This window comes from Phyllobacterium sp. TAF24 (genome assembly GCF_052113785.1).
Taxonomy (GTDB): Bacteria; Pseudomonadota; Alphaproteobacteria; order Rhizobiales; family Rhizobiaceae; genus Phyllobacterium.
Genome location: NZ_JBFRDN010000010.1, coordinates 22,915 through 47,702, shown reverse-complemented (window position 1 = coordinate 47,702; position 24,788 = coordinate 22,915). Strand labels below are relative to the sequence as shown.

Here is a 24,788-nt window from a genome sequence, read left to right as displayed (position 1 = left end):
ACAGTGTATTAAACCAACAGGTTATTTAACCTAATTATTATATACTGTGCGTTCTGAAGGTGGAGGAAGAGAAACATGGTCGCAGCGCTGGCAGCCAAGGATAAGGACCGCGAACTGACAATCGAGCGGATTGTCGATGCGCCCGTAGGGCTTGTGTTCAAGGTATGGTCGCAGCCGGAACATATCGTTCGGTGGTGGGGGCCGAAGGATTTCACCTGCCCCAGTTGCGAGATGGATTTCCGGGAGGGCGGCGCTTACCGCTCATCAATTCGCTCGCCCGATGGCGAAGACGCCTGGATGGTCGGTCATTACAATGAGATTGTCGAGCCGGAGCGGATCGTTTTCACTTTCGCCTGGGAGGACGCCGATGGCATGCGCGGGCCGCAAACATTGGTGAGCGTCACTTTGAATGCTCAAGGCGAGCAAACCAAGCTCGTTTTCCATCAGGCGCCGTTCGATTCAGTTGAAGACCGCGACTCCCATCAAAATGGCTGGACCGAATGCATGGAGCGTCTGGAAGCCTATGTCGAGCCGCTGGGCCACGCCCACTGATGCGGCTATGGTAGACCGAAGGTTTATCGACTGATTATCGCTGTCATTGATCGCCAATAAAAGAGAGATTCGATGAAAAGGACCTATCACGGCAGTTGCCACTGCAAGACTGTGCGTTTCGAATGTGATGTTGATCTGGATGCTGGTACGAGCAAGTGCAATTGCTCTTTATGCGCCAAGACCCGCTATTGGAAAGCCTTTATTGGCGGCGATGCCCTGCGGATGATCGCAGGCGCCGACAATCTGACCGAATACCAGTTCGGCGGCAAAAACATCACGCATTTCTTCTGCAAGACCTGCGGTGTGAAGCTTTTTGGCCGAGGAGACCTGGAGATAATGGGCGGCGTCTTCTACGGCCTTAATCTCTCGGTTCTTGATGATCTCTCACCGGAAGAACTGGCTACAGCCCCTTTGCAATATCAGGATGGTCTGCATGATAACTGGGGACAGGTCCCGACGGAAATCCGGCATTTGTAGGAATGGAGACAGCTGCATGCCGTGGTACGTGGTGCGTTGCACGAACATAGCGCGTGGTTCGACGGGCTCACCATGAGGGAGAATGGTGGTCTGCAGGGACTGAAGTTCTACAGTGTTGGCGATTAGCGTTGCATCCTCACTCTCCCTCATGGTGAGCTTGTCGAACCACGAACCATCAGCGCTCACCCCCCTCTGCCCTGTCGGGCATCTCCCCCACAAGGGGGGAGATCACATTGGCATGAACGCTTTCCCACAACAGGAACCGTTGCAGATTGTGCAAAGGCAGTAGTGAAGGCTGATCTCCCCCCTTGTGGGGGAGATGTCCGACAGGACAGAGGGGGTGAGCGCTGATGGTTCGTGGGTTCGTGGTTCGACAGGCTCACCATGAGGGAGAGTGTGGATGCAACGATAATCGCAGAGATTGTGGATCACAAATATTGCAGATCACAAATGTCGTAGATCGCATAGTTTGCAAATCATAAGCTTGCAGAACGTGACTCCCCTTCATCACCCCTCTCCCTCATGGTGAGCCTGTCGAACCACGAACCCACGAACCCACGCACTCAATCTCAAACAGAACGCTTGCTAAAGTGCCCTTTGGCCAAACAATATCTTCTGGGCTTCCTTATCCTCTGCCAGATTACGGCGCGCTTCCTTGCCAAGCTCCCGGCCACGCTGAACGGCGGGGCGTGCTCCCACTGTTTCAAACCAGCGTTTCAGATTGGGAAAATCATTGAGATCCTGGCCCTGATTTGCGTGGGAGATAACCCAGCCGAACGATGCCATATCAGCAATGGAATATTCATCAGCAAGATAGTCGCGGCCTTCCAGACGCCGGTTCATCACACCATAGAGCCGGTTCACCTCATTGGTATAGCGATTGATGCCATACTCGATTTTTTCCGGCGCATATTGGCGGAAATGGTGCGCCTGCCCCGCCATTGGCCCGAGACCGCCCACCTGCCAGAACAGCCATTCCTCGACAGCAACGCGCTTGCGCTCGTCCTGCGAATAGAATTTGCCGAACTTCCGGCCAAGATATTGCAGGATAGCACCGGACTCGAAAACCGAAATCGGCTCACCACCGGGGCCTTCCGGATCGATAATCGCGGGCATGCGGTTGTTCGGGGCAATCTTGAGGAAGGACGGTTCGAATTGCTCGCCTCTGCCGATATTGACCAGCTTGAGGTCATAGGGAACACCAAGCTCCTCCAGCATGATGGAAATTTTCCAGCCATTCGGCGTCGGCCAATAATAGAGTTCAATCGGCTTCGTCTGGGTCGTCATATCGGTCTCCCTGAGAATGAATCCATGCTGTCAAACATAGGTTCCTGACGATTGATCGCAATAGCTGGAATCCGATTTCCAACCGCCTTCGGCGCTATGCTGACACTGAATTGAAATTTCACGCTTTTTGCCATCTCCCAACTGACATCCGATTTGACTATATTAGGGAGTATGAACAATCGAATCGGAACAAAAAAACCCGTCGCCATCAGCATGCCACCCCATGTTGAACCCGAAGAATTCACCGACGCGAAAGCCGCCGTGCAGGCGTTGATCGTCCTTTACGAGCGAAATACGCAGTTTCTGCGGGATGGCTTTGACAAGGTCGCCAAGGGTGAAGTGGAAAATAATACGCATTTTCGCGCCTTCTACCCGGAAGTGCGCCTTTCCACATCAAGCTATGCGCAGATCGACTCCCGCCTCGCCTTTGGCCACGTCTCGGCACCCGGACAATATTCGGCAAACATCACCCGGCCCGATCTTTTCGAAAACTACCTCGAAGAACAGATCAGACTGCTGATCCGCAATCATGGCGGCCCGGTCACGGTACAGGAATCGACAACGCCGATTCCTATCCACTTCGCCTTCCTTGAAGGCACCTATGTGGAATCCTCCGTCGCTGATGCGTTTCAGCGCCCACTGCGCGATCTCTTCGATGTGCCGGATTTGAATGCCACTGACGACAGGATCGTCAATGGCGAATATGAGAGCGACGATATTGATGGCATCATGCCGCTGTCGCCCTTCACGGCACAGCGCGTTGACTATTCCCTGCATCGCCTGTCGCATTATACGGCGACACGTCCGATGCATTTCCAGAACTATGTCCTTTTCACCAACTACCAGTTCTATATTGACGAGTTCTGTACCCTTGCCCGGCAGTTGATGGCCGACGGCGGTGGCGGTTACGAGCGGTTCATCGAGCCCGGCAATCTGATCACCGAAGCCGGACATGATGCACCGACATCAGGTGTACCAATCGGGCGGCTGCCGCAAATGCCTGCCTATCATCTGGCCAAGAAAGACAATGCCGGCATCACGATGGTCAATATCGGCGTCGGCCCTTCCAATGCCAAGACCATCACCGACCATATTGCCGTGCTGCGTCCACATGCATGGCTGATGCTTGGCCATTGCGCTGGACTTCGCAACACGCAGGCGCTCGGCGACTATGTGCTTGCCCACGCCTATGTGCGTGAGGATCACGTTCTGGACGACGACCTGCCCGTCTGGGTGCCGATCCCGGCACTTGCCGAAGTACAGGTGGCGCTGGAACAGGCCGTTGCGGAAATTACCGGTCTTGAGGGCTATGATCTGAAACGCATCATGCGCACGGGAACAGTCGCCACAATCGACAATCGCAACTGGGAACTGCGCGACCAGCGCGGGCCGGTAAAGCGCCTGTCGCAATCGCGCGCCATAGCACTCGACATGGAGTCGGCAACCATCGCCGCCAACGGCTTCCGCTTCCGGGTGCCCTATGGAACGCTGCTGTGCGTTTCCGACAAGCCCCTCCACGGCGAATTGAAATTGCCGGGTATGGCAACGGAGTTCTACAAGCGTCAGGTCGCCCAGCATTTGCAGATCGGCATTCGCGCACTGGAGAAGCTGGCGGAAATGCCACCGGAAAAACTCCACTCGCGCAAGTTGCGCAGCTTCTTCGAAATGGCCTTCCAGTAGCAAAGACGGGGCTTTTTTCCCGTTTAGCCCTGCAATTCAACCAATTGTTGTTTGGAAATACCGGCAGAAATTGCTATATTGTCCTTGGAGTGGAGGCGAGCTTACGCCCGCCCCCGTTTCCTCAGAGAGCAAATCGAACCCGGATCATCAGCTGCCAGCCGGTCCGGGTTCTTTTTACTTCGAGGGTGATGCTCAGTGGTTTACGCCACATCATTTCACCTCCAGGTTTGAGAGCAAGGCCATTGCCATGGTCAGGGAGGCCCATCTCCCCGATACACCGGCTGGCTCGGTGCGTGCTGCTTCGCTCTCAAATGCGAGATGACCCAGTCTTGGCAAATTTCAGGCGAACGACAACGAATGCAGGGTTGAATATTCAACGCGCCCTGCAGTTGAGGGTTGTTTTCTCATCCATCTTGATTGCGTCGCAATTGAACGTTTAATGCGTGACCATGGTAACAACGACAAAATCGTCCTGGATGAAGCTTGCGGCCGTGCTGGTGCCGGTTCTGCTATCGGTGCCTTTGGTTCTCGGTTTCTTCGGTTCCGTTCATCCCGCTTTCGATGCTTTTGCGCATTTTCGCATGCATCTTGCCGGGCTGATGATCATTACGGCCTTACCGGCGCTATTCATGGGCTTGTGGCGCGAAGGCCTGATGGCGATTGTGCTTGCGGTGATGGCCCTGTCGACTGTCCTTGCGCCTACCCCGTCACCGGCTTCTGCCGGAACATCCCGTGTGGCGGAACCATCTGGTCGGCCTGAGTACAAGCTGTTGCAGCTGAATCTTCGCTTTGACAATGTCGAACAGACTGACGTGATCCGATTGATCGCGCAACAGGCCCCTGACGTGATTACGTTGCAGGAAGTCTCGGACAGCTGGCGACCGAAGTTTGCAGCAATTGAAGCGCGTTATCCCTATAATATCTATTGCCCCAGCACGAAGCGCATTGGCGGCGTTGCCATCCTCTCGCGCCGCCCCTTCGCTCTTGGCACCACGCCGCAATGCATTGGCAACGCCCTCGCAGGCATGGCGCGTATCGATTTCGGTGGGCGCAGTGCATTGATCGCAGCATTGCATCTTGAGTGGCCGTGGCCATTCACGCAGGCCGAGAATGTCGAGGAGTTGCGACCCTACTTCGAGCGGTTGCAAGGGCCGATGATTGTTGCCGGGGATTTCAATGCTGTGCCATGGAGCCAGACCGTTCGCCAGATTACGGAAGCGAGCAAGACCCGCTCGGTGGATGGCTTGCGTCCAAGCTGGCTCGTCAATGGTACTTTGGCAAAGGCGGCGCGCTGGATCGGCATGCCGCTCGATCACATTCTTGTCTCGGATCGCATATCGGGCATGCGTGTCGACACGCTTCGGCCCGTTGGATCAGATCATTTGCCACTGCTTCTGCGGTTTACCGTCGATGGCGCTGACGAGGACGGCCATGATCTGCAGACCGTTATGCTGACGGATCAACCCATCACTTCAGTGCCATAAAACCGGCGGCAATGATCAACAGACCACCGGCACCGCCTTCGACCATCTTACGGCTGCCATCACTAAAATTGCCCCGCCGACCGGCTGCACCAATGACCATGCTCAGGACTACATAGACGATCCCGCACAGTACAACGAAGATTGCGGACAGCACGCCTGCCTGCAAAGCAACGCTGCCCGTATGGCTCATGAACTGGGGCAGGATGGCGAAGTAAATCATCATGCCCTTGGGATTAAGAACAGCCGTGAGAAAGCCACGTTGCAGGATGGCACGGCCCGGGTTCGGCGACAGGGTGAGCTTTCCGATTGTCGTCGCAGACCGGATCAGTTGGACCGCCAGATAGACGAGATAGGCCACGCCCAGCCATCGCAATGCTTCGAAAAGCACAGGCGAAGCTGCAATAACAGCCGCGACGCCCAGCGCCACCAGAACCGAGTGCACGACATAGCCGAGGCAAATGCCCGCTGTTGCCCTTAAGCCAGCGGTTGCTCCCCCAGATAGCGATTGTGATGCGACGAAAAGCATATCGGGTCCCGGTGTACAGATCAGCGGCAGGACAGTGGCTGCAAAGAAAATGAGTGTGGCGGTTTCCATGACTGAGATCATAGACCAGACGGCCAGCAATTAGATTGCTAAGATGCCATATAATTCTATAATATTAGCACTATAAGCGTAAAAACATAGATATTTTGATGCAGGATGCCAATGCTGCTTGATGACATAGACAGACGCATTCTCCGCGCATTGCAACGGGATGGCCGGATACAAAACACTGAGCTTGCCAAAGAGGTGGGCTTGTCGCCTTCCCCCTGTCTGCGGCGGGTGAAGCTGCTTGAAGAGGCTGGTGTGATCGACCGCTATGTCGCTGTTCTGAATGCGGTAAAKGTGAACCTCGGCCTGTCGATGTTCGCGCGGGTGTGGCTGACCGCACAGGATGCGGAAACAATCGACCACTTTATCGAAGCAATGAAGCAGCTGCCGCAAGTGGTGGAGTGTTACATTATGCTTGGTGAAAGCGATGCGCTGCTGCGCGTTGTCGTGGCCGATCTGGATGACTACAGGCGCTTTCAGTCTGCGCATCTCACCCGCAAAAACGGTATTCAGAACGTGAAGACAGATGTGCCAAGCCAGACGGTCAAACAGACCTACGCTTTGCCGCTCCCATGAAAAAACCGCCTGCAATGGATGCAAGCGGTTTTGATTTCACGCGGGAACTGAACGCCCGGTCACATGCTGGTATAGACAGGCCCTTCGCCGCCCTGCGGTGGCACCCAGTTGATATTCTGGTTCGGGTCCTTGATATCGCAGGTTTTGCAGTGAACACAGTTCTGCGCATTGATCACGAATTTCGGACCGGTGCTTTCTTCAACCCACTCGTACACACCTGCCGGGCAATAGCGCGTGGATGGCCCCGCATAGACATCATGCTCGGATGACTTTTGCAGTGCTGCGTCCTTGACGATCAGGTGAACAGGTTCGTTCTCCTCGTGGTTCGTGTTGGACAGGAACACGGAAGAAAGCCGGTCAAAGGTCAGTACGCCATCAGGTTTCGGATAGGCAATCGGCTTGTGCTTGGCTGCCGGTTCCAGTGCTGCCGCGTCAGATTTGCCGTGTTTCCACGTTCCAAAAGGCGACCAGCCACCGAAAATCGTGTTCAGCCACATGTCGAGGCCGCCAAGCACCACGCCGCCGACGGTGCCAAGCTTGGACCACATCGGCTTGACGTTGCGCACGCGCTTCAGATCCTTGCCGATCTCGCTTGAACGCCAGGCATTCTCGTAGGAAATAAGCTCGTCATTGGTGCGGCCAGCGGCCAGTGCTTCCGCGGCATGTTCGGCAGCCAGCATGCCCGAGAGCATGGCATTGTGCGAACCCTTGATGCGCGGAACGTTGACGAAACCGGCAGAGCAACCAATCAGCACGCCACCGGGGAATGACAGTTTTGGCACCGACTGCCAGCCGCCTTCGGTAATTGCGCGCGCACCATAGCCAATCCGTTTGCCCCCTTCGAACGTGCCGCGAATGGCCGGATGCGTCTTGAAACGCTGGAATTCCTCGAATGGCGACAGATAGGGGTTCTTATAGTTGAGGTGCATGACGAAGCCGACCGCAACTGTATTGTCCTCAAGGTGATAGAGGAACGAGCCGCCACCTGTCTTCAGATCAAGCGGCCAACCGAATGAATGCTGCACCAGCCCCAGCTTGTGCTTCGCCGGATCAATCTGCCAAAGCTCTTTCAGGCCAATACCGAATTTGGCCGGTTCCTTGCCTTCATCGAGCTTGAACTTGGTGATCAACTGCTTGGCGAGCGACCCGCGTGCGCCTTCGGCAATGAGCGTATATTTGCCAAGAAGCGCCATGCCCCGCGTATAGGCCGGGCCATGCGATCCATCTTTTTCAATGCCCATATCGCCGGTGGCAACACCGATCACCGCGCCATTGTCGTCATAGAGAACTTCGGAACCGGCAAATCCAGGATAAATCTCGACGCCCAGTTCTTCCGCCTTGGTGCCGAGCCAGCGGCAGACATTGCCGAGCGACACGATGAAATTGCCGTGATTGTTCATCAGCGGCGGCATGGCGAAATTCGGCAGGCGAACCGAGCCTGCGGGTCCAAGAACGAGGAAATGATCCGCAGTCACTGGCGTCTTGAAGGGATGCCCCTCCTCTTCGCGCCAGCCGGGCAGCAGCTTGTCGACACCAACAGGATCGACCACGGCACCGGACAGAATATGGGCACCGACCTCACCGCCCTTTTCAAGCACAACGACCGAAAGTTCAGGGTTGATCTGCTTGAGCCTGATGGCCGCAGACAGGCCCGATGGACCGCCGCCGACAATCACGACATCAAACTCCATGCTCTCCCGCTCTGGAAGTTCGGTTGTCTCGCTCATGAAACCCTCCTGAATGCTCTGCCCCGCAAACACTTCGCCTGTGTTTTTCCCAGTTGTAGCGCAACAATAGCCGTATGACAGAGGCTAGCATCCATTCAAGATGCGGCCAATTGCCCTCATCCTACGACCATACATTGGTTTTTTAAGTTACCTTGACGTAAACGTCAATATTCTTGAGTGCGGTGCGACAGATTATCCGTGGTTCGACAAGCTCACCATGAGGGAGAGTGGGGATGCAAGGATAATCGCCAAGGGTGCAGAACCTGGGTACCCTGCAATCCACCACTATCCCCGCAACCCACCCCCTCTCCCTCATGGTTGTTATGTCGAACCACGAACCTCGCGTGATTGCCTCGCCAAGTTTCACCCCCCTCTGTCCTGTCGGACATCTCCCCCACAAGGGGGGAGATCAGCCTTCACTACTGCCTTTGCACAATCTGCAATATTTCCTGTTGTGGGAAAGCGTTCATGTCAATGTGATCTCCCCCTTGCGGGGGAGATGTCCGACAGGACAGAGGGGGGGGTGATTGCTGAGGGTTCTGCAAAAATCAGCTGATCTACCGCAGTTGCACAACCGTCAGAAAGAGAACTGCAACCGGCAATCATGCCCAGTTGCGACTTTACACATTTCGTTCATACTCGTGCCAATTGAAATGTCTCGAATAATAAACTGCTGGTGGACTGGGGATAACCAACAAGCGGAGACGGGATGAGATCGCTTCGGATGATCTGGATATTGGGCGGTTTTCTGGCCGTCAGTATGATTTTCAACCATTCATCTGCGCAGGAGCAAAAGATCTGGACTGCCGGGCAGTATAATTTTTCCGACGAGCTTGGCGGTTTCACCATCCGCTCGATCAGTGGAACCGGCTCTGCCGACGACCCGATTGTCATTACCGAAGAACTGAATGCTATCGCGCCGGTCACTTTGGTCATTCGAACCGAAAAGCTGGAGCAGCTCAATCCCACCACTGAAGAAGGGGGCATTCTGTTCCATTTGCAGGTCAGAACAGTCAATGGCAGCGGACATCCATGGGTGGAATTCGTCTTCGAATTGCAGGAAATTCTCGGCAAACCGAGCGACTATGGTGACGGGCTGTCCTTTTATCAGCCTGGCGACAAGACAGGGATGATCCATTCCAATCTCTTTGCCACCTATGACGATAATTTCGAACCCTATGATCGGATGATCTTCCGGGATGGCAAAGTTGATCCCAACGCCAATGCCAGTTTCGATTTTCCCGTTGGCGACTTTACCCCCAAGCGGACATTTTATCTGGTGCAGGAGCCGCGCATTCCCTCCACCTGACCTTGCAATCCCGCGCGCAATTTGCGACTTGAAAGACAAGCCCACTCAAATCCGGGCTAAAGGATTGTCCATTGCCTGACCTGCGTGAACTCTTGCACTTTTATGCTGAAGCCGGTGTCGACACACCGCTTGAGGACGTGCCAGTTGATCGCTTTGCGGCGGTGGAGCCGGTGCGCGCGCCTGTTCAGGCACCCCCGGCGCGAACAGCACCTCAACCAGAACGATCGAGGCCAGAGCCACAGGCCGCTGCTGCCCCTGCGCTGAACAAGACGTCCGTACCCGACGACACCAAGATTGCACTGGCCCGCCAGCTTGCCTCCAGCGCCACGACACTCGAACAGTTGCGCGAGCAGCTCGCCTCGTTCGATGGTTGCAATCTTAAATTCACCGCGAAGAATCTGGTTTTTTCCGACGGCAATCCGAATGCGCCCATCATGTTTGTTGGCGAGGCACCCGGACGCGAGGAGGATCTGGAAGGTGTGCCGTTCATCGGACGTTCCGGGCAGTTGCTGGATCGTATGCTGGCAGCCATCGGCCTTGATCGCACCGGCGTCTATATCGCCAATACCATTCCATGGCGCCCGCCGGGCAACCGGACACCGACGCCGCTGGAAACCGAGATCTGCCGCCCGTTCTTTGAACGGCAGATCGAGCTTGCCAATCCCAAACTACTCGTTGCCCTTGGTGGTCCCGCCGCCAAGGCTTTGACCCATGCGCCTGAGGGTATTTTGCGGCTGCGCGGCAACTGGAAAACCCACAGGACTGCCGCAGGCATCGACATTCCCGTTATGCCGACCCTGCACCCGGCCTATCTGCTGCGCAACGCAGCGCAAAAGCGCTTTGCGTGGCGTGATTTCATCGCCGTCAAAATGCAGTTGCGCACATTGACGCAATAATCCATATGCCATGGCGCAAAACTGGAATGACGGTGTCGTAATTTCCGGCTCTGGAGCCCGGTGAACCCTGTACTTTCGGTATGGAAACGCAGGGTACCCATATGTTTCGTCAGCTCTTGCCGATCACGGCGCTATTGACCAGCACCTTCCTGATGCTGACCGCCGGAGGTTTGGCAGGAATTCTTCTGCCCCTGCGCGCGGGTATTGAAGGCTGGTCACCGACCACGGTCGGTTGGCTCGGCACTGGCTATGCCCTCGCCTTCACCGGTGGCTGCATTGTCGTTCCCCGTCTTGTGCGGCGCGTCGGTCATGTCCGTGTTTTCGCTGTTCTTCTCACCCTGCTCTCCATGTCGATGCTGATGCATGGGCTCATCATTGATCCATGGGCGTGGACCTTGTTCCGTGCGCTGGCTGGTTTCTCGCTGGCAGGCAGCTACATGGTCATTGAAAGCTGGCTCAACGAGCGTGTCACCAATGCGACGCGTGGCATGGTGTTTTCGATTTACATGATTGTTTCGATGATCGGGCTTCTGGTCGGGCAATATATTCTGCCCTTCGGCAATCCGGCGACGCAGGCGCTGTTCATGATCGGCGCGCTGATCTATGCGGCCGCTCTCATTCCAACCGGGCTTTCCAATGCCCAGTCACCGCGCCCGCTGACACAGGTTTCGCTTGATCTGCCCGGCCTTTACCGCAAATCACCCGCCGCCATGATCGGCTCGCTGATTGCGGGTATCATTGCAGGCGCGTGGAATTTTCTTTCGGCGATCTATGGCCGCGAAATCGGTCTTTCCACTTTTGACATTGCCACGATGATCGCCAGCGCCATGATCGGTGGCGCAATCTTCCAGTATCCTATCGGGCGCATTTCCGACTTTGTTGACCGGCGCTATGTAATGGTGGTCGCCGGGATAATCGGCGTGTTCCTGTCGGTGACGATGATCATCGTGCAGCCTGTCACGCCGTGGGTTATCTATTCACTGATGTTTGCCTTCGGCACGGTACTGTTTCCAATCTATTCTCTGAATGTTGCCCATGCCAATGATTTTGCCGAGCCGAGCGAGTTCGTCAAAGTCTCAAGCGGGCTGCTGATCGTCTATGGCATTGGCAGCATGATCGGCCCGCAGATTGCCGGACGTCTGATGGATGTGAGCGGCCCCTCCGGGTTCTTCATGACCATGGCAGGTTGTTATGCGGCCTATGCTTCCCACGCCTTCTGGCGCAGTTTGCGGCGGGCGCGGCAGGTGCCGTCGGAGCGTCCGGATTTTGTCTATCACCCGCATGACCGGCCACAGACGCCGGAAACGCTCAAGCTCAATCCGGCGCTCGGCACGGCGAAAGAAGATTGATCAGCCCTGTGGCGTCGAGACTTTGCGCGCCCTCGCCCGGGCAAGACCCAGACGATGTTCCCGATAGATGATGAAAATGCCTGCGCTGATCACAATGACCGCGCCCGTCATCATCTCGTTTGACGGGATATCGCCGAACAGCAGATAGCCGATAGCAAGGCCAAGCAGCATGGACGTATATTCGAACGGTGCGATGGTCGACATATCCGCATGGCGGTAGCTTTCCGTCAAAAGGATTTGCGCCACACCACCTGCAATCCCCGCCATGATAAGGAATGTTGCCTGCGCCGGGCTCGGCCAGACCCAGCCGAATGGCAGGCTGACCAGCGCGATGATGCTGGATGCAATAGAGAAATAGACAACGATGGTCGGTGTCCGCTCTGTTTGCACCAGCCGTCGCACCAGAAGCATGGCGATTGCGGCAAGTCCTGCCCCGCACAGCGTCGCCAGTGCGCCAATAGCCTGATCACCGCCAAACTCGCTATCCCCCGTGAAGAACGACATACGCGGCCATAGGATAATCAGCACACCGGCCAAACCGATGAAAACCGCAGTCCAGCGATAAAGCCGTACAGTCTCGCGCAGAAACAATGCACTGGACAGCACAGTCAGCAACGGCGTGGCATAGCTGATGGCAATCGCTTCGGGCAATGGCAGCTTGGTAAGGCCATAAAAGCTTGCGCTCATGGCGCTGACCCCGACGAACCCGCGCCAGAAATGGCTGAAAGGCTCGCTTGTCTTGAACGCCACGTTGAGCTGGCCTTGCCAGGCGATAAAGATGATGACCGGAAAAATGGCGAAGAAGGAGCGGAAAAACACCAGCTGTCCCGCCGGTATTCCGTCCGAAGCTTTGAGCAGGCTGGACATGCAGACGAACACACAGACCGAAGCGACCTTGAGGCCAATTCCGAGCATGACATTGGTGCTGCGCACGGTATCCACGAGGGGTGGTCCACCATCTTTCTGGTGAACAATAGGTGCCACGACTGGTATTCCTTGAGGGAGCGACGGAGAAAACGATAATTGATATATCTGTATAGGCTGCTTCGCCGTTTGGCACCAGATGGCAGAACGATCACGTTGCATGTATCGAGCACATATGGAAGTGAACAAAAGCAACGGCATACGCCGAAAAACTAATGGCTTTTGTTGTGCATGGGAGAAAACACGGTTAGGGTCCGGCACCACAAAAAGGACAGTTCCCCGATGCGTACCGATACCGGCCAGGTCTTTCATCTCGAAGATTACAAGCCAACAGATTTTCTTATTCCCGAAACCCATCTCGAATTCTCGCTTCATCCCGAGCGCACCATCGTCAAGTCGACATTGCACATTGAACGCCGGCCGGGCGTTTCCGCTGGTGCATCACTTGTCCTTGATGGTGACGAACTGAAGCTTGTGGATATCAGCATCGATGGCGTGGCGCTGGGCGACAATGCCTATGTGGCGACGCCTGATCGCCTTGAAATCAGCGCCCTGCCCGAGAGCGGCACGTTCAAATTGCAGATCACCACGGAAATCAATCCGACCACCAACCGCCAGTTGACGGGGCTTTACCGTTCCAGTGGTGTTTACTGCACCCAGTGCGAAGCGGAAGGTTTCCGCCGCATCACCTATTTCTATGATCGTCCTGACCTGTTGTCCGTCTATACGGTGCGGGTTGAAGCTGGCATCAAGGAAGCGCCGCTGCTTCTGGCCAATGGTAATCCGGGCGAGCATGGTGCGCTTGCTGATGGCAGGCATTTTGCCGTCTGGCACGATCCGCATCCCAAACCCGCCTATCTCTTCGCGCTTGTTGCTGGTGATCTCGGTGTCATCACCGACAGTTTCACCACGGCCTCTGGCCGCCATGTTGATCTCGGCATCTATGTTGAGCACGGCAAGGAGCCCCGTGCGCTCTATGCCATGGATGCGCTCAAGCGTTCGATGAAATGGGATGAGGACGTCTTTGGCCGCGAATATGATCTCGACGTCTTCAACATTGTCGCCGTTTCCGACTTCAACATGGGCGCGATGGAGAACAAGGGCCTCAACGTCTTTAACGACAAATATGTTCTGGCTGACCACGAGACCGCAACCGATACGGACTATGCTGGCATTGAAGCCGTTATCGCCCATGAATATTTCCACAACTGGACCGGCAATCGCATCACCTGCCGCGACTGGTTCCAGCTTTGTCTCAAGGAAGGGCTGACCGTTTACCGCGATCATGAGTTTTCGGCTGACATGCGCTCGCGTGCTGTCAAGCGCATTGCCGAGGTCAAGGGCCTCAAGGCGCACCAGTTCCCTGAAGATGCAGGTCCGCTCGCCCATCCGGTGCGGCCGCGTCAGTTTCGCGAGATCAACAATTTCTACACGGCCACTGTCTATGAAAAAGGCTCGGAAGTGGTGCGTATGATCCGCACCATTCTGGGTGCCGAATTGTTCCGCAAGGGTATGGACCTCTATTTCGAGCGCCATGACGGCGATGCGGCCACGATCGAAGACTTCATCAAGGTGTTCGAGGATGCCTCCGGCGAGGATCTGAGCCAGTTTTCGCTATGGTATGAACAGGCCGGTACGCCGAACCTCGCCATTACCTATGATTATGATCAGGCAACGCAGACATTCGAAATCGAAATCGAGCAGTCGCTGAAAGCCACACCGGGACAGTCGTCGAAGAAGCCGATGCACATCCCCGTGCAGTTTGCCCTGCTGGGTGCCAAAGGGCGCGAGCTGAAGCCGAAATCGGTCAAGGGCGGCACGGTCAAGGGCGATGTCATCCATCTGTTCAAGCGCAAGGAGCGGCTAAGCTTCTCCGGCATTACCGAGCGGCCGGTGCCCTCGCTGCTGCGTGGCTTCTCTGCTCCTGTTACCTTGACCAGCGAGCTGACCCGTTCTGATCTCGCCTTTCTCGCCCGCCATGATGGCGATGCAGTCAATCGCTGGCAGGCGCTGACACAGCTTCTGGCTGCAAAGCTCACCAGCAATTCAAAGCGTGTGCGCGGCGGCAAACCGGCGACAATCGAAAGCTCATCGATCAAGCTGCTTGGCGAGATCGCGTTCAACAGTTCCCTCGACGAAGCGTTCCGGGCTCTTTGCCTGAGCCTGCCGTCGGAAAGCGATATTGCGCGGGAACTTGGCAGCAATATCGACCCCGATGCGATTCTGGGCAGCCGCGAGGCATTTATGCGTGCTGTTGCCGAAGCGCACGCGCACAAGTTCGATCAGCTTTATGATGATCTCGACCATAGCGGCCCGTTCAAGCCCGATGCGGCCAGTGCCGGACGGCGCGCATTGCGCAATGTGCTGCTTGATTATCTGAGTGTGGCTGAAGGCAATCCAAAGCGCGCCGCGGCCCAATTCACCCATGCTGATAATATGACAGACCGCGTGGCTGCCCTCGGTGTCCTCGTCCAGCGTTTTGGTGACAGCGAGGCGACCAAGGCGGCACTCAAGGCGTTTGAAGAGCGTTTCGGCAATGACCCGCTCGTTATGGACAAGTGGTTCATTGTGCAGGCCACCCAGCCGGGTGCCGATGCCCTGACACGCGTGCGCGCTTTGATGGCACACAAGCTGTTCTCGCTGGATAATCCAAACCGGACACGCGCGCTGATCGGCGCCTTCTCCAGCGGCAACCAGACTGGTTTTAACCGTGCCGATGGCGAGGGCTATCGCTTTTTTGCCGAAACGATCCTCATCATTGACAAGAAGAACCCGCAGCTTGCGGCGCGGCTGCTGACGGCTATGCGCTCGTGGCGTTCGTTTGAGGCTATCAGGCGGGAGCATGCGCGGGAAGCGCTGGCTTCCATTGCGGTGGTCGAAGGCTTGTCCGCCGACGTGCGCGATATCGTCGAAAGGACGCTTGCCTAGGTTTGAGGGAAACCCCCAACGCTCGCACCTTCCTCACCTCGGGGAGGGTAAGCATGGTGCCTTTTGCCTCTCTTCGCTTCAGGTGCCCGCAACGCCATACCGCGTGGTTCGACAGGCTCACCATGAGGGAGTGAGGTGCTGCAACGCCAATGACCAATGGCGCAGTAAAAAGCTCCCCGCAATCCCACCTCTCCCGTCATCCTCGGGCTTGACCCGAGGACCCATAGTTTAAAGGCACTAAGCCTTCAGGTTTGTTTGAACTCTTCATCCGTGGGTCCTCGGGTCAAGCCCGAGGATGACGGAGATTGGGAGCCGGTGCCAAAATCCTACACCATTGGTCATTGGCGCTGCAGCACCCGTCTCCCGCATGGTGAACTTCCCAAGCTTGTCGATCGGCGAACCACGCACCGTGCTGCTACAGACACCTGACGCGAAAAGATGCGATAGAGAGCCCCTCTCATCCCCCCAACATGGAGCCACGTCGAGCCTGGCACGGCCCGCCTTTGCGCAAAGATTCGGCTGCCGTTTCCGCATTTCACTGCCCCAACCGGTTATCCACCGGCTGGGGCATAATTTTACCCCCGCAGGCGATTTTCCGGTCTTGGAGTCTTTTCAAAGACTTAGCGGAATCGGCTCGCGAACTGATTCACGGCTGCCACAATGATTGCTAAATATTTAACAAAAGGACTGGACACAGCGAATCAGTTTTGATTCACTATGGGTGCTTCGGATGTGCGGCGTGGCGAAGCAAATCACTGATTATAAAGGCAATTGAGGGGGCCATTCGATGGCAAATGCGGACGCGTATCGCGCGCCGACGGGGAAGACTTATGCCGGAAAGCGGGAGACTGCGCGGGGGCGCACCCGTCTTTCCGGACATATCAAACTTCTTGCTGACCCTGCCTATGGCAAGCTGCTCGCTGCCGAACCCTACCTGCGCCGGGCCATCCCCCCGTTGATCATTATTTTCCTCATCATCCTGGCCAGTGCCCGTGCTATGTCGCTGCTGTCGTGGCGCGACGATACGGAACGCACGGCCCGTGCCACTCTGTCGTTGGCCGCAAGCCACATGGCCAGCATTATCGACAACCGCATGAAGGCTGGTCAGAAACTCGACAGCGGTGAGTTGCAGAACATCATTGCCGAGATGCGTTCCAATGATCTCATCCCTCAGGGCATGTGGATCGCCATTGCATCGGGTGAATCAAAGATCGTCGCCTCTTCGGAGGGTGGTGATCGCTGGCGCGACAAGAACCTCGAAAGCTTTGTTACCAATGGTCAGCCGCTTTTCCTCTTCGGCGAGCGCGCCGGGGTGATGGAAGTGCGCATGAATGGCACGACTGGTCTTGCGGCTTTCAGCCGGACCGGCAGCGGTGGCTATTCGGTATTCGTGATGCATCCGGTTGATGCGATCTTTGCTGAATGGCGGCGAATGATCTCGGTCAATGTCACGCTGTTTGCTGGAACAGCCGCCATCATGCTGGTTGTTCTTTACGCCTATTTCAGCCAGTCGGCACGGGCGCAGGATGCGGATGCGCTCTATCAGCACACACAGGCGCGGGTGGATACGGCGCTGGCACGCGGGCGCTGCGGATTGTGGGATTGGGACATGGCACGCGGCCGGGTTTACTGGTCGCGGTCAATGTACGAAATGCTTGGCTATGAGGCCTATGACGCGATCCTGTCGCTTGGCGATATCTCCTCCATCATTCATGAAGATGACGACAAGCTTTACAGTCTGGCAGCACAGGTGGCGGCCGGAGAGATCACCCAGATCGATCGCGTGTTCCGCATGCGCCACGCCGAGGGCCATTGGGTCTGGATGCGGGTGCGCGCCCAGGTTGCCGATGCAACGGTCGGTGACACGCATCTCGTCGGCGTTGCCGTGGACGTCAGCGAACAGCACCGCTTTGCCCAGCAGACCGCGCAGGCTGACCAGCGCATCCGTGAAGCCATTGAAAGCATTTCCGAGACCTTCGTTCTCTGGGATGCGGATAATCGCCTCGTCATGTCCAACAGCAAGTTCAATCAATATTCCGGCCTTGCCAATGAATGCCTGCTGCCCGGCATCAGCCGCGAGGAACTGGAGCCACGCATCCGCGCCGTCGCCTTTGAAAAGCGCATGGCCAATGAGCATGGCCGCGCTGGCGCCCTCACCTTTGAGCGGCAGCTGGCCGATGGTCGTTGGCTACAGGTCAATGAACGCCGCACCCAGGATGGCGGGCTGGTATCCGTCGGCACTGACATTACCCAGCTCAAGGTGCATGAGGAACGGCTTGTCGACAGCGAGCGCCGCCTGATGGCGACCATTCACGACCTTAGCCTAGCCCGTAAATCGGAAGTGGAACGCACGCTGGAGCTGACCGAACTCAACAGCAAATATGCAGTTGAAAAGGAACGCGCTGAAGCGGCCAACCGGGCCAAATCCGAATTTCTCGCCAACATGTCGCACGAGTTGCGCACGCCGCTCAACGCCATTATCGGCTTCTCGGAAATCATGCATTCCGGCACGTTCGGGCCGCTCGGCTCGGATCGCTATGAGGAATATGTGCAGGACATCCACACCAGCGGCAATTACCTGCTCAACGTCATCAATGACATTCTCGACATGTCGAAGATCGAAGCCGGGCATTTCTCACTGGACCGTGAGGAGATCGATCTTTGCCCGCTGATCAATGAGACCGTGCGCGTGGTCTCGTTGCAGGCATTGAACAAGAACGTGAAGGTGGAGACGAAGATTGCCGACTGCGTCACGCTCAATGCCGACCGGCGCGCCATCAAGCAGATCCTGATCAACCTTCTGTCCAATGCGGTGAAGTTCACCGATACCGGCGGGCGCATCTCGGTGCGCGCCCGCAAAGTGTCAGGCGCGCTGGTCTTCACCATTGAGGACACCGGCTGCGGCATCCCGAAATCGGCGCTGAAAAAAATCGGCCAACCCTTTGAGCAAGTGGAAAACCAGTTCACCAAGACCCATACGGGTTCGGGCCTTGGCCTCGCTATTTCCCGCTCGCTGACAGAACTGCATGGCGGTGCGCTGAAAATCCGCTCCACGGAAGGCGTCGGCACCATCGTCTCCGTGCGCATTCCCACCCGGACCATTGGTCCGGTTCGGGAGGAATGGCGGGTTTAGCGCCGGATGATTTCAGTGCGTTTCGATTTTTACGCGCGATTTTACCGGCTTGCCTGAACGAAGCGGTATTTCCGCATGGGTGCCATCGGGGAAATCAGCGACAATCTTAAATGTGCCACCAAGTCCAAGCACATATTTCTCAAGCGTTTTCAGTTGCACATTTTCCGTATGGTTTTCGATACGGGAGATTTCTCCCTGCTGTAACCCCGTCGCCTGCGCAAGATCATTTTGCGTCACATCGAGCGCTTTGCGGACTTCTGCGAGGTGCATCGCCTCGATGATTGCGGATGCACCCGTCTGAATCTTTTTCTGACGGTCTTCCGAAAGAGTGGCGATGCGCTCCATTACCGGTCGAAATTCCGATTTCCTGAATTTTGCCATTGCCCTATTCCTCTGCTTCCAGCCACTCGTCAAAGCGCTTATCCGCCTCCTTGATGAGAAGTTTGTAGAACCGTTTTTGACTGATGCCTTCTTTATTGCCGCCGATCAGGATCACCGCCTGCCGTTCCGGGTCAAAAGCAAAAGCGAAACGCCAGGCGCCTTTGAGTGCAAAACGGATTTCTTTCATGTTCGTGTGTTTCGAACCATGAAGCGTATCAACAAGCGGACGACCCAGATTCGGGCCTACTTTCCCAAGCGCAACAAGCACTTCATCCAGCTTGTCTGCAACGTCTGGATCAAGGTCTTTCTGTTCTCTCGAAAACTCGGGATGCTCAAGAACTGTCCAACTCATGGCCGAATATAGGTTACAACCTATATCAGTTCAAGCAGATATTTCTCAATCAGCTTTTCTTCTGCGCATTCCGCAACACCGCATTGAACGTCTTGCGAACGGATTTTGCCGTGTCTTCCAGATGGGTTTCGACGCGGGCAAGGTCTGGCAGATCGCAGGCGCGGCAGAGTAAATCGCCAAGGCCGGGCGGAAAATCCTCGCGCCTTGTATCGCTGTTGAGGCAAAGGCGGATAATCTGGGTCAGCTCCGTGTACAGATTGGCAGCGGCTACCAGCTCATCGGTCACAACGGGCTCTGCAAAACCTGTCTTCAGTTTGGTCAAAACTTCCGCCGTGGAATGGGCAATGATTGACCCGTCGACATTGCCTGTCAGCACCGCGAACTGGGCAATGAATTCCAGATCGATAATGCCGCCGGGAACCAGCTTCATGTCCCAGCTGTCGCGTGGTGGCTTTTCCGTTTCCAGCAAGGCACGCATTTCAGCCACATCTTTGGCGATCTTCGCCGGATCGCGTGGCAGGGCCAAAATCTCGCTGATCTCGCTATCGATTTCACTGAAGAAAGCGTTGTCGCCCGCCACCGGCCGGGCACGGGTCAAAGCCATATGTTCCCAGGTCCAAGCTTCCGTGCGCTGATACTTACGGAAAGAGTCGATATGGGTCGCCACCGGTCCTTTATTACCCGATGGGCGCAGACGGAAATCCACCTCGTAGAGTACGCCTTCCGCCGTCGGTGCAGAGAGCGCCGCAATCAGGCGCTGGGTCAAGCGCATGTAATATTGCGAGGGTGCCAGCTGCTTTTCGCCATCGGATTCTTCCGCATCCGCCTCGTGATCATAAAGGAGAATGAGATCAATGTCGGAACCAGCAGTTAGTTCGCGGCTGCCAAGCTTGCCCATGCCGAGAATGGCAATACGTCCGCCTGATACCACGCCGTGCTTGCTGGCGAATTCATCGATCACCGCCTGCAATGCCCGGTCGATGACCAGATCGGCAAGATCGGAAAAAGCCTTGCCCGCCCTGATACCATCGATAGCGCCGGTCAGAAGCCTGATGCCGATGAGAAAACGATGCTCCGCTGCAAAAATCCGCAGGCGGTCGAGAATATCCTCATAGACCTTGGCTGGTCCGAGAAAGTTTTCCAAGCGCTCCGCCAGATAGGCACGGGTGGGAATATCGGCGAAAATCGCCGGATCCAGCATGCCATCGAAAACATGCGGCTTGCGGGTGATGATATCAGCAAGACGCGGCGCGGCGCCCATGATCAACACAAGCAGGTCGAGCAGGCGCGGATTGGACTGCAATAGGCTAAAAAGCTGGATGCCCGCAGGCAGGCCCTTGATCATCTCATCAAAACGCATCAGCGCTTCGTCAGCCCGGCTTGTCGCTCCGAAGGCTTTGAGCAGCACCGGCGTCAACTCAGTCAGACGTTCACGCGATTCCGCCGATTGCGTTGCGCGATAGCGGCCGAAATGCCACGTACGGATCACGCGGCAAATGTCGCTTGGCCGCTCGAAACCGAATTTTGCGAGGGTCTCCAGCGTATCGGGATCATCCACATCGCCGGTAAAGACAAGATTTCCGGCCTCACCTGCCAAATCCTGCCCCTGTTCGAACAGCGCCGCATAATGCGTCTCGACTGTTTTCAGCGATTGCCGGAAATCCGTGGCAAAGGCCTCGCCGTCGCGATAGCCCATCATATGGGCGACGCGCAGGAAATTCTCGTCATCTTCAGGCAGCATGTGGGTTTGTTCGTCGGCGATCATCTGGATGCGGTGTTCCACATCACGCAGAAAACCGTATTTTTCGACCAGTGTGTCGCGCGCCTCTTCGCTGATCCAGCCAAGGCCGGTGAGCGCGGCCAGCATGTCAACCGTGCGCGAGCCACGCAGTTGCGGAAACCGTCCACCAGCGATCAACTGCTGTGTCTGCACGAAGAACTCAATTTCGCGAATGCCACCGCGCCCGAGTTTGACGTTATGACCGCGCACGGCAATTTCGCCGTGGCCCTTATGGGCATGGATTTGCCGCTTGATCGAATGCACGTCGGCAATCGCCGCATAATCGAGATATTTGCGCCAGACGTAAGGCGCAAGTTCGGCCAGCACCTGTTTTCCCGCTACAATATCACCGGCGACGGGCCGCGCCTTGATCATGGCGGCACGCTCCCAGTTCTGGCCGCGCCCCTCATAGTAATTAAGGGCGGCACCAACCGGGATCGCCAGCGGAGTGGAACCGGGGTCCGGGCGCAGGCGCAAATCGGTGCGGAAGACATAACCGTCCGCCGTGCGGTCCTGCAGGATACGCACCAGACGGCGGGTCAGCCGCGAGAAGGTCTCGACACATTCGTAAGGGTCGGGAATGGCGGGGCTGTGTTCGTCAATAAAGACAATGAGATCGATATCGGAGGAATAGTTCAACTCGAATGCGCCGAACTTCCCCATGGCAAGGATAATCCAGCCGGATTGTTTTTCCGGATGTTCTGGGTCGGGGAGTTTGAGCTTCCCGGATTCATGCGCGTCACGCAGCAGGAACCGCACCGCCGCGCGGACACTTTCTTCTGCCAGTTGCGACAGCCAGCGGGTTGTGTCCGCCGTGTTGAACACGCCGGAGAGATCACCAAGGGCGATCAGGACGTGCCCTTCCAGCTTCAACTGGCGCAGAACGGCCATGATGCCGGTTTCAGTAATATTCTCGCTTTCCGAACTCGCCGCCACATCCCGCATCAACGCTTCCAGACGCTTGGCCAGCGGCATGGCAAACAGGGGCTCCAGAATAGCCGGACGGCGGATCAGCACATTGCGCAGATAAGGCGAGAGATCGAGAACTGCGGAGAGAAAACCGGCGGCTTTCGCATTGTTCTTCACATCAGCTGTAACAGGACATTCTTTCTCGACAGCACTCTCGATGAGTTCGCCGAGAAAGGCAGCTGCTGTTTTCTTGTCGAGCGGTGTCAGCGAGCGCAGATCGCGGGCAAAAAAAGCCGCATCTTCATTCATTTAGTCTCCTCCCCCACCGGGAAAGCGAGCACAGCGCGCAGCCCCGGAGCATTGTCTTGCAATTCCAGAGTGCCACCGTGCAATTTCATCACCGCCTTGGCAAGACTGAGACCCAGTCCTGACCCCGGTTGCGAACGGCTTTCCTCAAGACGGACAAAACGCTCCGTTGCCCGATCCACCTGATCAGGCGGGATGCCCGGGCCATTGTCCGTGACAATGACGCGGACCGTGTGATCCTGCTTTTCCACAGCAAGGGAAACTTCCACCGGCTTTTCACCGCCACCGGCATATTTAATGGCATTATCGACGAGATTGGAGATGGTCTGGCCCACCAGCTCGCGGTTGATCCGCACTGGCGTTGCGTCCTCGGCCCCAAGCGTGAAGGCGATACCTTCTTCCTCCGCCGTCGGCTCATACAGCTCGTAAACATCCTGTACCACTGTCGATAGCGGCAGGAGTTCCATTGTCTCCGATGAGTATCCTGATTCAAGCCGCGAGATCATCAAAATGGCATTGAACGTGCGGATAAGCTGATCGGAGTCGGCAATCATACCGTCCAGCGCTGCGCGGTAGGCTTTGGTGGTCTTGGCATTGGCAAGCGCAGATTCCGCCCGGTTGTGCATGCGGGTTAGCGGCGTTTTCAGATCATGGGCGATATTGTCAGAGACGTGGCGCACGCCCTCGTTCAGTTCCTGAATGCGGGCCAGCATGCCGTTCAGATTGGCAGCGAGGCGATCAAACTCATCGCCGGAGCCGCTGACCGGCAGACGTCCGGCAAGATCACCACCCATGATACGCTGCGAGGCGACGGAAACCTCATCGATCCGGTGCAAAGCGCGGCGGCCAACAAAAAACCAGATGAGAAATGCGCCGATACCCATAATCCCAAGCGCCGCACCCAGCGAGCGGCGGACCACAAGCCGTATCTTTTCCGGTTCGCCCAGATCGCGGCCAACCATGACGCGAATACCATTGGGCATGACAATGATCCGCGCAATGGCCGTATGCGCCTGCGGGTCATTGTTCTCGCCGTAGCGCTCATAGGCAATCGGACGCTTTATCCAGCCATCCGTCTGCAACACACCCGGCTCGATGCTCTGCACATTGCCAGCGACGATCCGGCCAGCGGGATCGGTAACGAGATAAAGATAAGCTCCCGGCTGTCGGCTGCGACGGTCGATGGAGCGGACGAGCCCGGCTATACCGGCGCGCTGATAGGATTGGCCGACGCTTTCGATTTCCTCGTTAACGGCGGCTTCCGTCTGGGACGTAAGAAGATTGACCGAAAGGCTGGTCATATAGAAAACCAGAACAATGGCACAGACAGTAAAAAGAAGCAGGTAGAGCGCCGACAGCCGGACGGCTGTCATTTTCATCATGGCAAGAAAGCGGCTCATGCATCGATTCCGCCAGCCTTGAGCATATAGCCAGCGCCGCGCACCGTGTGCAGCAGGGGCGTTTCAAAACCCTTCTCGATCTTGCCGCGCAGGCGCGAGACATGCACATCGATCACATTGGTCTGGGGGTCGAAGTGATAGTCCCAGACATGCTCAAGCAACATGGTGCGGGTAACGACCTGACCGGAATGGCGCATCAGATATTCAAGCAAACGGAATTCGCGCGGTTGCAGGATAATGCCCTGCCCAGCCCGCTTGGCGGTGTGTGACAGGCGGTCAAGTTCCAGATCACCGACCCGGTAGACAGTTTCCGCCTCTTTCGGGCTGGACCGACGTTGCAGGACTTCAACCCGCGCCAGAAGTTCGGAGAAAGCATAGGGTTTGGTGAGATAATCATCGCCGCCAGCGCGCAGGCCGGTTACCCGGTCATCCACCTGACCCAGCGCAGAAAGGATAAGGGCGGGCGTATCAATGCCTTGAGCACGCAGTGCGGCGACAACGGAAAGACCGTCACGGCGCGGCAACATGCGATCGACGATCAGGGCGTCATAGCTGCCCTGCTCCGCCAGCGTGTAACCGGTTTCGCCATCACCGGCGACATCAGCCGAATGGCCAGCCTCGGCAAAAGCCTTCTCCAGATAACGGGCCGCTTCGCGGTCATCTTCAATAACGAGAATCTTCATGGCGTTTATACTAAGCCGGTTTCGAGACAGAGGTAAGCATCATATGAATGATGCTCCGGATGG

Annotated in this window: 19 protein-coding genes; 10 read left to right on the top strand and 9 right to left on the bottom strand. The window is 56.5% G+C overall.

Features of this window, described 5'->3' with window-relative positions:
- Positions 1–75: 75 nt before the first annotated feature.
- Positions 76–552, top strand: a complete 477-nt coding sequence (locus AB4Y96_RS10795; protein WP_441917259.1) for an SRPBCC domain-containing protein — start codon at positions 76–78, stop codon at positions 550–552.
- A gap of 72 nt (positions 553–624) precedes the next feature.
- Positions 625–1,029: a GFA family protein gene (locus AB4Y96_RS10790; RefSeq protein ID WP_441917258.1), complete on the top strand. Its 405-nt coding sequence runs from the start codon at positions 625–627 to the stop codon at positions 1,027–1,029.
- A gap of 585 nt (positions 1,030–1,614) precedes the next feature.
- Here AB4Y96_RS10790 and AB4Y96_RS10785 read toward each other — a convergent pair.
- The gene (locus AB4Y96_RS10785; protein WP_112523323.1) at positions 1,615–2,316 is read right to left on the bottom strand and encodes a glutathione S-transferase N-terminal domain-containing protein; all 702 of its coding nucleotides are present in this window, start codon (positions 2,314–2,316) and stop codon (positions 1,615–1,617) included.
- Between the two features lie 171 nt (positions 2,317–2,487).
- Between AB4Y96_RS10785 and AB4Y96_RS10780 the strand changes: the two genes are divergently transcribed.
- Positions 2,488–3,996, top strand: coding sequence for an AMP nucleosidase (locus AB4Y96_RS10780; protein WP_441917257.1), 1,509 nt, complete (start codon positions 2,488–2,490; stop codon positions 3,994–3,996).
- 449 nt (positions 3,997–4,445) lie between these two features.
- A complete protein-coding gene (locus AB4Y96_RS10775; RefSeq protein ID WP_441917255.1) occupies positions 4,446–5,480 on the top strand; it encodes an endonuclease/exonuclease/phosphatase family protein in 1,035 nt (344 codons plus the stop codon).
- Here the strand turns inward: AB4Y96_RS10775 and AB4Y96_RS10770 are convergent.
- Positions 5,464–6,075, bottom strand: coding sequence for a LysE family translocator (locus AB4Y96_RS10770; RefSeq protein ID WP_441917254.1), 612 nt, complete (start codon positions 6,073–6,075; stop codon positions 5,464–5,466). The genes AB4Y96_RS10775 and AB4Y96_RS10770 overlap by 17 nt on opposite strands.
- 105 nt (positions 6,076–6,180) lie before the next feature.
- Here AB4Y96_RS10770 and AB4Y96_RS10765 point away from each other — a divergent pair, with 105 nt between their 5' ends.
- Positions 6,181–6,648: an Lrp/AsnC family transcriptional regulator gene (locus AB4Y96_RS10765; RefSeq protein WP_441917252.1), complete on the top strand. Its 468-nt coding sequence runs from the start codon at positions 6,181–6,183 to the stop codon at positions 6,646–6,648.
- A gap of 59 nt (positions 6,649–6,707) precedes the next feature.
- Here the strand turns inward: AB4Y96_RS10765 and AB4Y96_RS10760 are convergent, their stop codons facing one another.
- On the bottom strand, positions 6,708–8,375 hold the full coding sequence (locus AB4Y96_RS10760; protein WP_091880527.1) for an electron transfer flavoprotein-ubiquinone oxidoreductase: 1,668 nt from the start codon (positions 8,373–8,375) through the stop codon (positions 6,708–6,710).
- 709 nt (positions 8,376–9,084) lie between these two features.
- On the opposite strand from AB4Y96_RS10760, the gene AB4Y96_RS10755 reads away from it, so the two are divergent.
- The 3 genes from AB4Y96_RS10755 (at position 9,085) to AB4Y96_RS10745 (ending at position 11,929) form a co-directional block, all read left to right on the top strand.
- Positions 9,085–9,684, top strand: a complete 600-nt coding sequence (locus AB4Y96_RS10755) for a hypothetical protein (protein WP_441917250.1) — start codon at positions 9,085–9,087, stop codon at positions 9,682–9,684.
- 71 nt (positions 9,685–9,755) lie between these two features.
- The gene (locus AB4Y96_RS10750) at positions 9,756–10,580 is read left to right on the top strand and encodes a uracil-DNA glycosylase (protein ID WP_441917248.1); all 825 of its coding nucleotides are present in this window, start codon (positions 9,756–9,758) and stop codon (positions 10,578–10,580) included.
- Between the two features lie 101 nt (positions 10,581–10,681).
- Complete coding sequence (locus tag AB4Y96_RS10745; protein ID WP_091881139.1) at positions 10,682–11,929, top strand: MFS transporter; 1,248 nt, start codon at positions 10,682–10,684, stop codon at positions 11,927–11,929.
- On the opposite strand, the gene AB4Y96_RS10740 is transcribed toward AB4Y96_RS10745, so the two are convergent.
- On the bottom strand, positions 11,930–12,844 hold the full coding sequence (locus AB4Y96_RS10740; protein ID WP_441917448.1) for a DMT family transporter: 915 nt from the start codon (positions 12,842–12,844) through the stop codon (positions 11,930–11,932).
- A gap of 291 nt (positions 12,845–13,135) precedes the next feature.
- On the opposite strand from AB4Y96_RS10740, the gene pepN reads away from it, so the two are divergent.
- Positions 13,136–15,781, top strand: a complete 2,646-nt coding sequence (pepN, locus tag AB4Y96_RS10735; RefSeq protein WP_441917246.1) for an aminopeptidase N — start codon at positions 13,136–13,138, stop codon at positions 15,779–15,781.
- A gap of 787 nt (positions 15,782–16,568) precedes the next feature.
- A complete protein-coding gene (locus tag AB4Y96_RS10730) occupies positions 16,569–18,914 on the top strand; it encodes a PAS domain-containing sensor histidine kinase (protein ID WP_441917244.1) in 2,346 nt (781 codons plus the stop codon).
- Between the two features lie 12 nt (positions 18,915–18,926).
- On the opposite strand, the gene AB4Y96_RS10725 is transcribed toward AB4Y96_RS10730, so the two are convergent.
- Genes AB4Y96_RS10725 through AB4Y96_RS10705 form a run of 5 tightly spaced genes read right to left on the bottom strand, consistent with a single transcriptional unit; the run spans position 18,927 to position 24,725 of the window.
- Entirely contained in the window at positions 18,927–19,295 is a 369-nt protein-coding gene (locus AB4Y96_RS10725) for a helix-turn-helix domain-containing protein (RefSeq protein ID WP_441917242.1), read from the bottom strand.
- Between the two features lie 4 nt (positions 19,296–19,299).
- Positions 19,300–19,647 carry a type II toxin-antitoxin system RelE/ParE family toxin gene (locus AB4Y96_RS10720; protein WP_091880537.1) on the bottom strand — a complete coding sequence of 116 codons (348 nt, stop codon included), beginning with the start codon at positions 19,645–19,647 and terminating at the stop codon, positions 19,300–19,302.
- Positions 19,648–19,696: 49 nt separating this feature from the next.
- Positions 19,697–22,645, bottom strand: coding sequence for a bifunctional [glutamine synthetase] adenylyltransferase/[glutamine synthetase]-adenylyl-L-tyrosine phosphorylase (locus AB4Y96_RS10715; RefSeq protein WP_441917240.1), 2,949 nt, complete (start codon positions 22,643–22,645; stop codon positions 19,697–19,699).
- A complete protein-coding gene (locus AB4Y96_RS10710; RefSeq protein ID WP_091880541.1) occupies positions 22,642–24,042 on the bottom strand; it encodes a sensor histidine kinase in 1,401 nt (466 codons plus the stop codon). The genes AB4Y96_RS10715 and AB4Y96_RS10710 overlap by 4 nt, the downstream gene beginning before the upstream one ends.
- Positions 24,039–24,725, bottom strand: a complete 687-nt coding sequence (locus AB4Y96_RS10705) for a response regulator transcription factor (protein ID WP_091880542.1) — start codon at positions 24,723–24,725, stop codon at positions 24,039–24,041. Before AB4Y96_RS10705 ends, AB4Y96_RS10710 begins: the two co-directional genes overlap by 4 nt.
- Positions 24,726–24,788 lie beyond the last annotated feature (63 nt).

Excerpts from the sequence above, each read along its gene's own strand:
- AB4Y96_RS10795 (WP_441917259.1), top strand. The coding sequence starts at position 76 with ATGGTCGCAGCGCTGGCAGCCAAGGATAAGGACCGCGAACTGACAATC.
- AB4Y96_RS10790 (WP_441917258.1), top strand. The coding sequence starts at position 625 with ATGAAAAGGACCTATCACGGCAGTTGCCACTGCAAGACTGTGCGTTTC.
- AB4Y96_RS10785 (WP_112523323.1), bottom strand. The coding sequence starts at position 2,316 with ATGACGACCCAGACGAAGCCGATTGAACTCTATTATTGGCCGACGCCG.
- AB4Y96_RS10780 (WP_441917257.1), top strand. The coding sequence starts at position 2,488 with ATGAACAATCGAATCGGAACAAAAAAACCCGTCGCCATCAGCATGCCA.
- AB4Y96_RS10775 (WP_441917255.1), top strand. The coding sequence starts at position 4,446 with ATGGTAACAACGACAAAATCGTCCTGGATGAAGCTTGCGGCCGTGCTG.
- AB4Y96_RS10770 (WP_441917254.1), bottom strand. The coding sequence starts at position 6,075 with ATGGAAACCGCCACACTCATTTTCTTTGCAGCCACTGTCCTGCCGCTG.
- AB4Y96_RS10760 (WP_091880527.1), bottom strand. The coding sequence starts at position 8,375 with ATGAGCGAGACAACCGAACTTCCAGAGCGGGAGAGCATGGAGTTTGAT.
- AB4Y96_RS10755 (WP_441917250.1), top strand. The coding sequence starts at position 9,085 with ATGAGATCGCTTCGGATGATCTGGATATTGGGCGGTTTTCTGGCCGTC.
- AB4Y96_RS10745 (WP_091881139.1), top strand. The coding sequence starts at position 10,682 with ATGTTTCGTCAGCTCTTGCCGATCACGGCGCTATTGACCAGCACCTTC.
- AB4Y96_RS10740 (WP_441917448.1), bottom strand. The coding sequence starts at position 12,844 with ATGCTCGGAATTGGCCTCAAGGTCGCTTCGGTCTGTGTGTTCGTCTGC.
- pepN (WP_441917246.1), top strand. The coding sequence starts at position 13,136 with ATGCGTACCGATACCGGCCAGGTCTTTCATCTCGAAGATTACAAGCCA.
- AB4Y96_RS10730 (WP_441917244.1), top strand. The coding sequence starts at position 16,569 with ATGGCAAATGCGGACGCGTATCGCGCGCCGACGGGGAAGACTTATGCC.
- AB4Y96_RS10725 (WP_441917242.1), bottom strand. The coding sequence starts at position 19,295 with ATGGCAAAATTCAGGAAATCGGAATTTCGACCGGTAATGGAGCGCATC.
- AB4Y96_RS10720 (WP_091880537.1), bottom strand. The coding sequence starts at position 19,647 with ATGAGTTGGACAGTTCTTGAGCATCCCGAGTTTTCGAGAGAACAGAAA.
- AB4Y96_RS10715 (WP_441917240.1), bottom strand. The coding sequence starts at position 22,645 with ATGAATGAAGATGCGGCTTTTTTTGCCCGCGATCTGCGCTCGCTGACA.
- AB4Y96_RS10710 (WP_091880541.1), bottom strand. The coding sequence starts at position 24,042 with ATGAGCCGCTTTCTTGCCATGATGAAAATGACAGCCGTCCGGCTGTCG.
- AB4Y96_RS10705 (WP_091880542.1), bottom strand. The coding sequence starts at position 24,725 with ATGAAGATTCTCGTTATTGAAGATGACCGCGAAGCGGCCCGTTATCTG.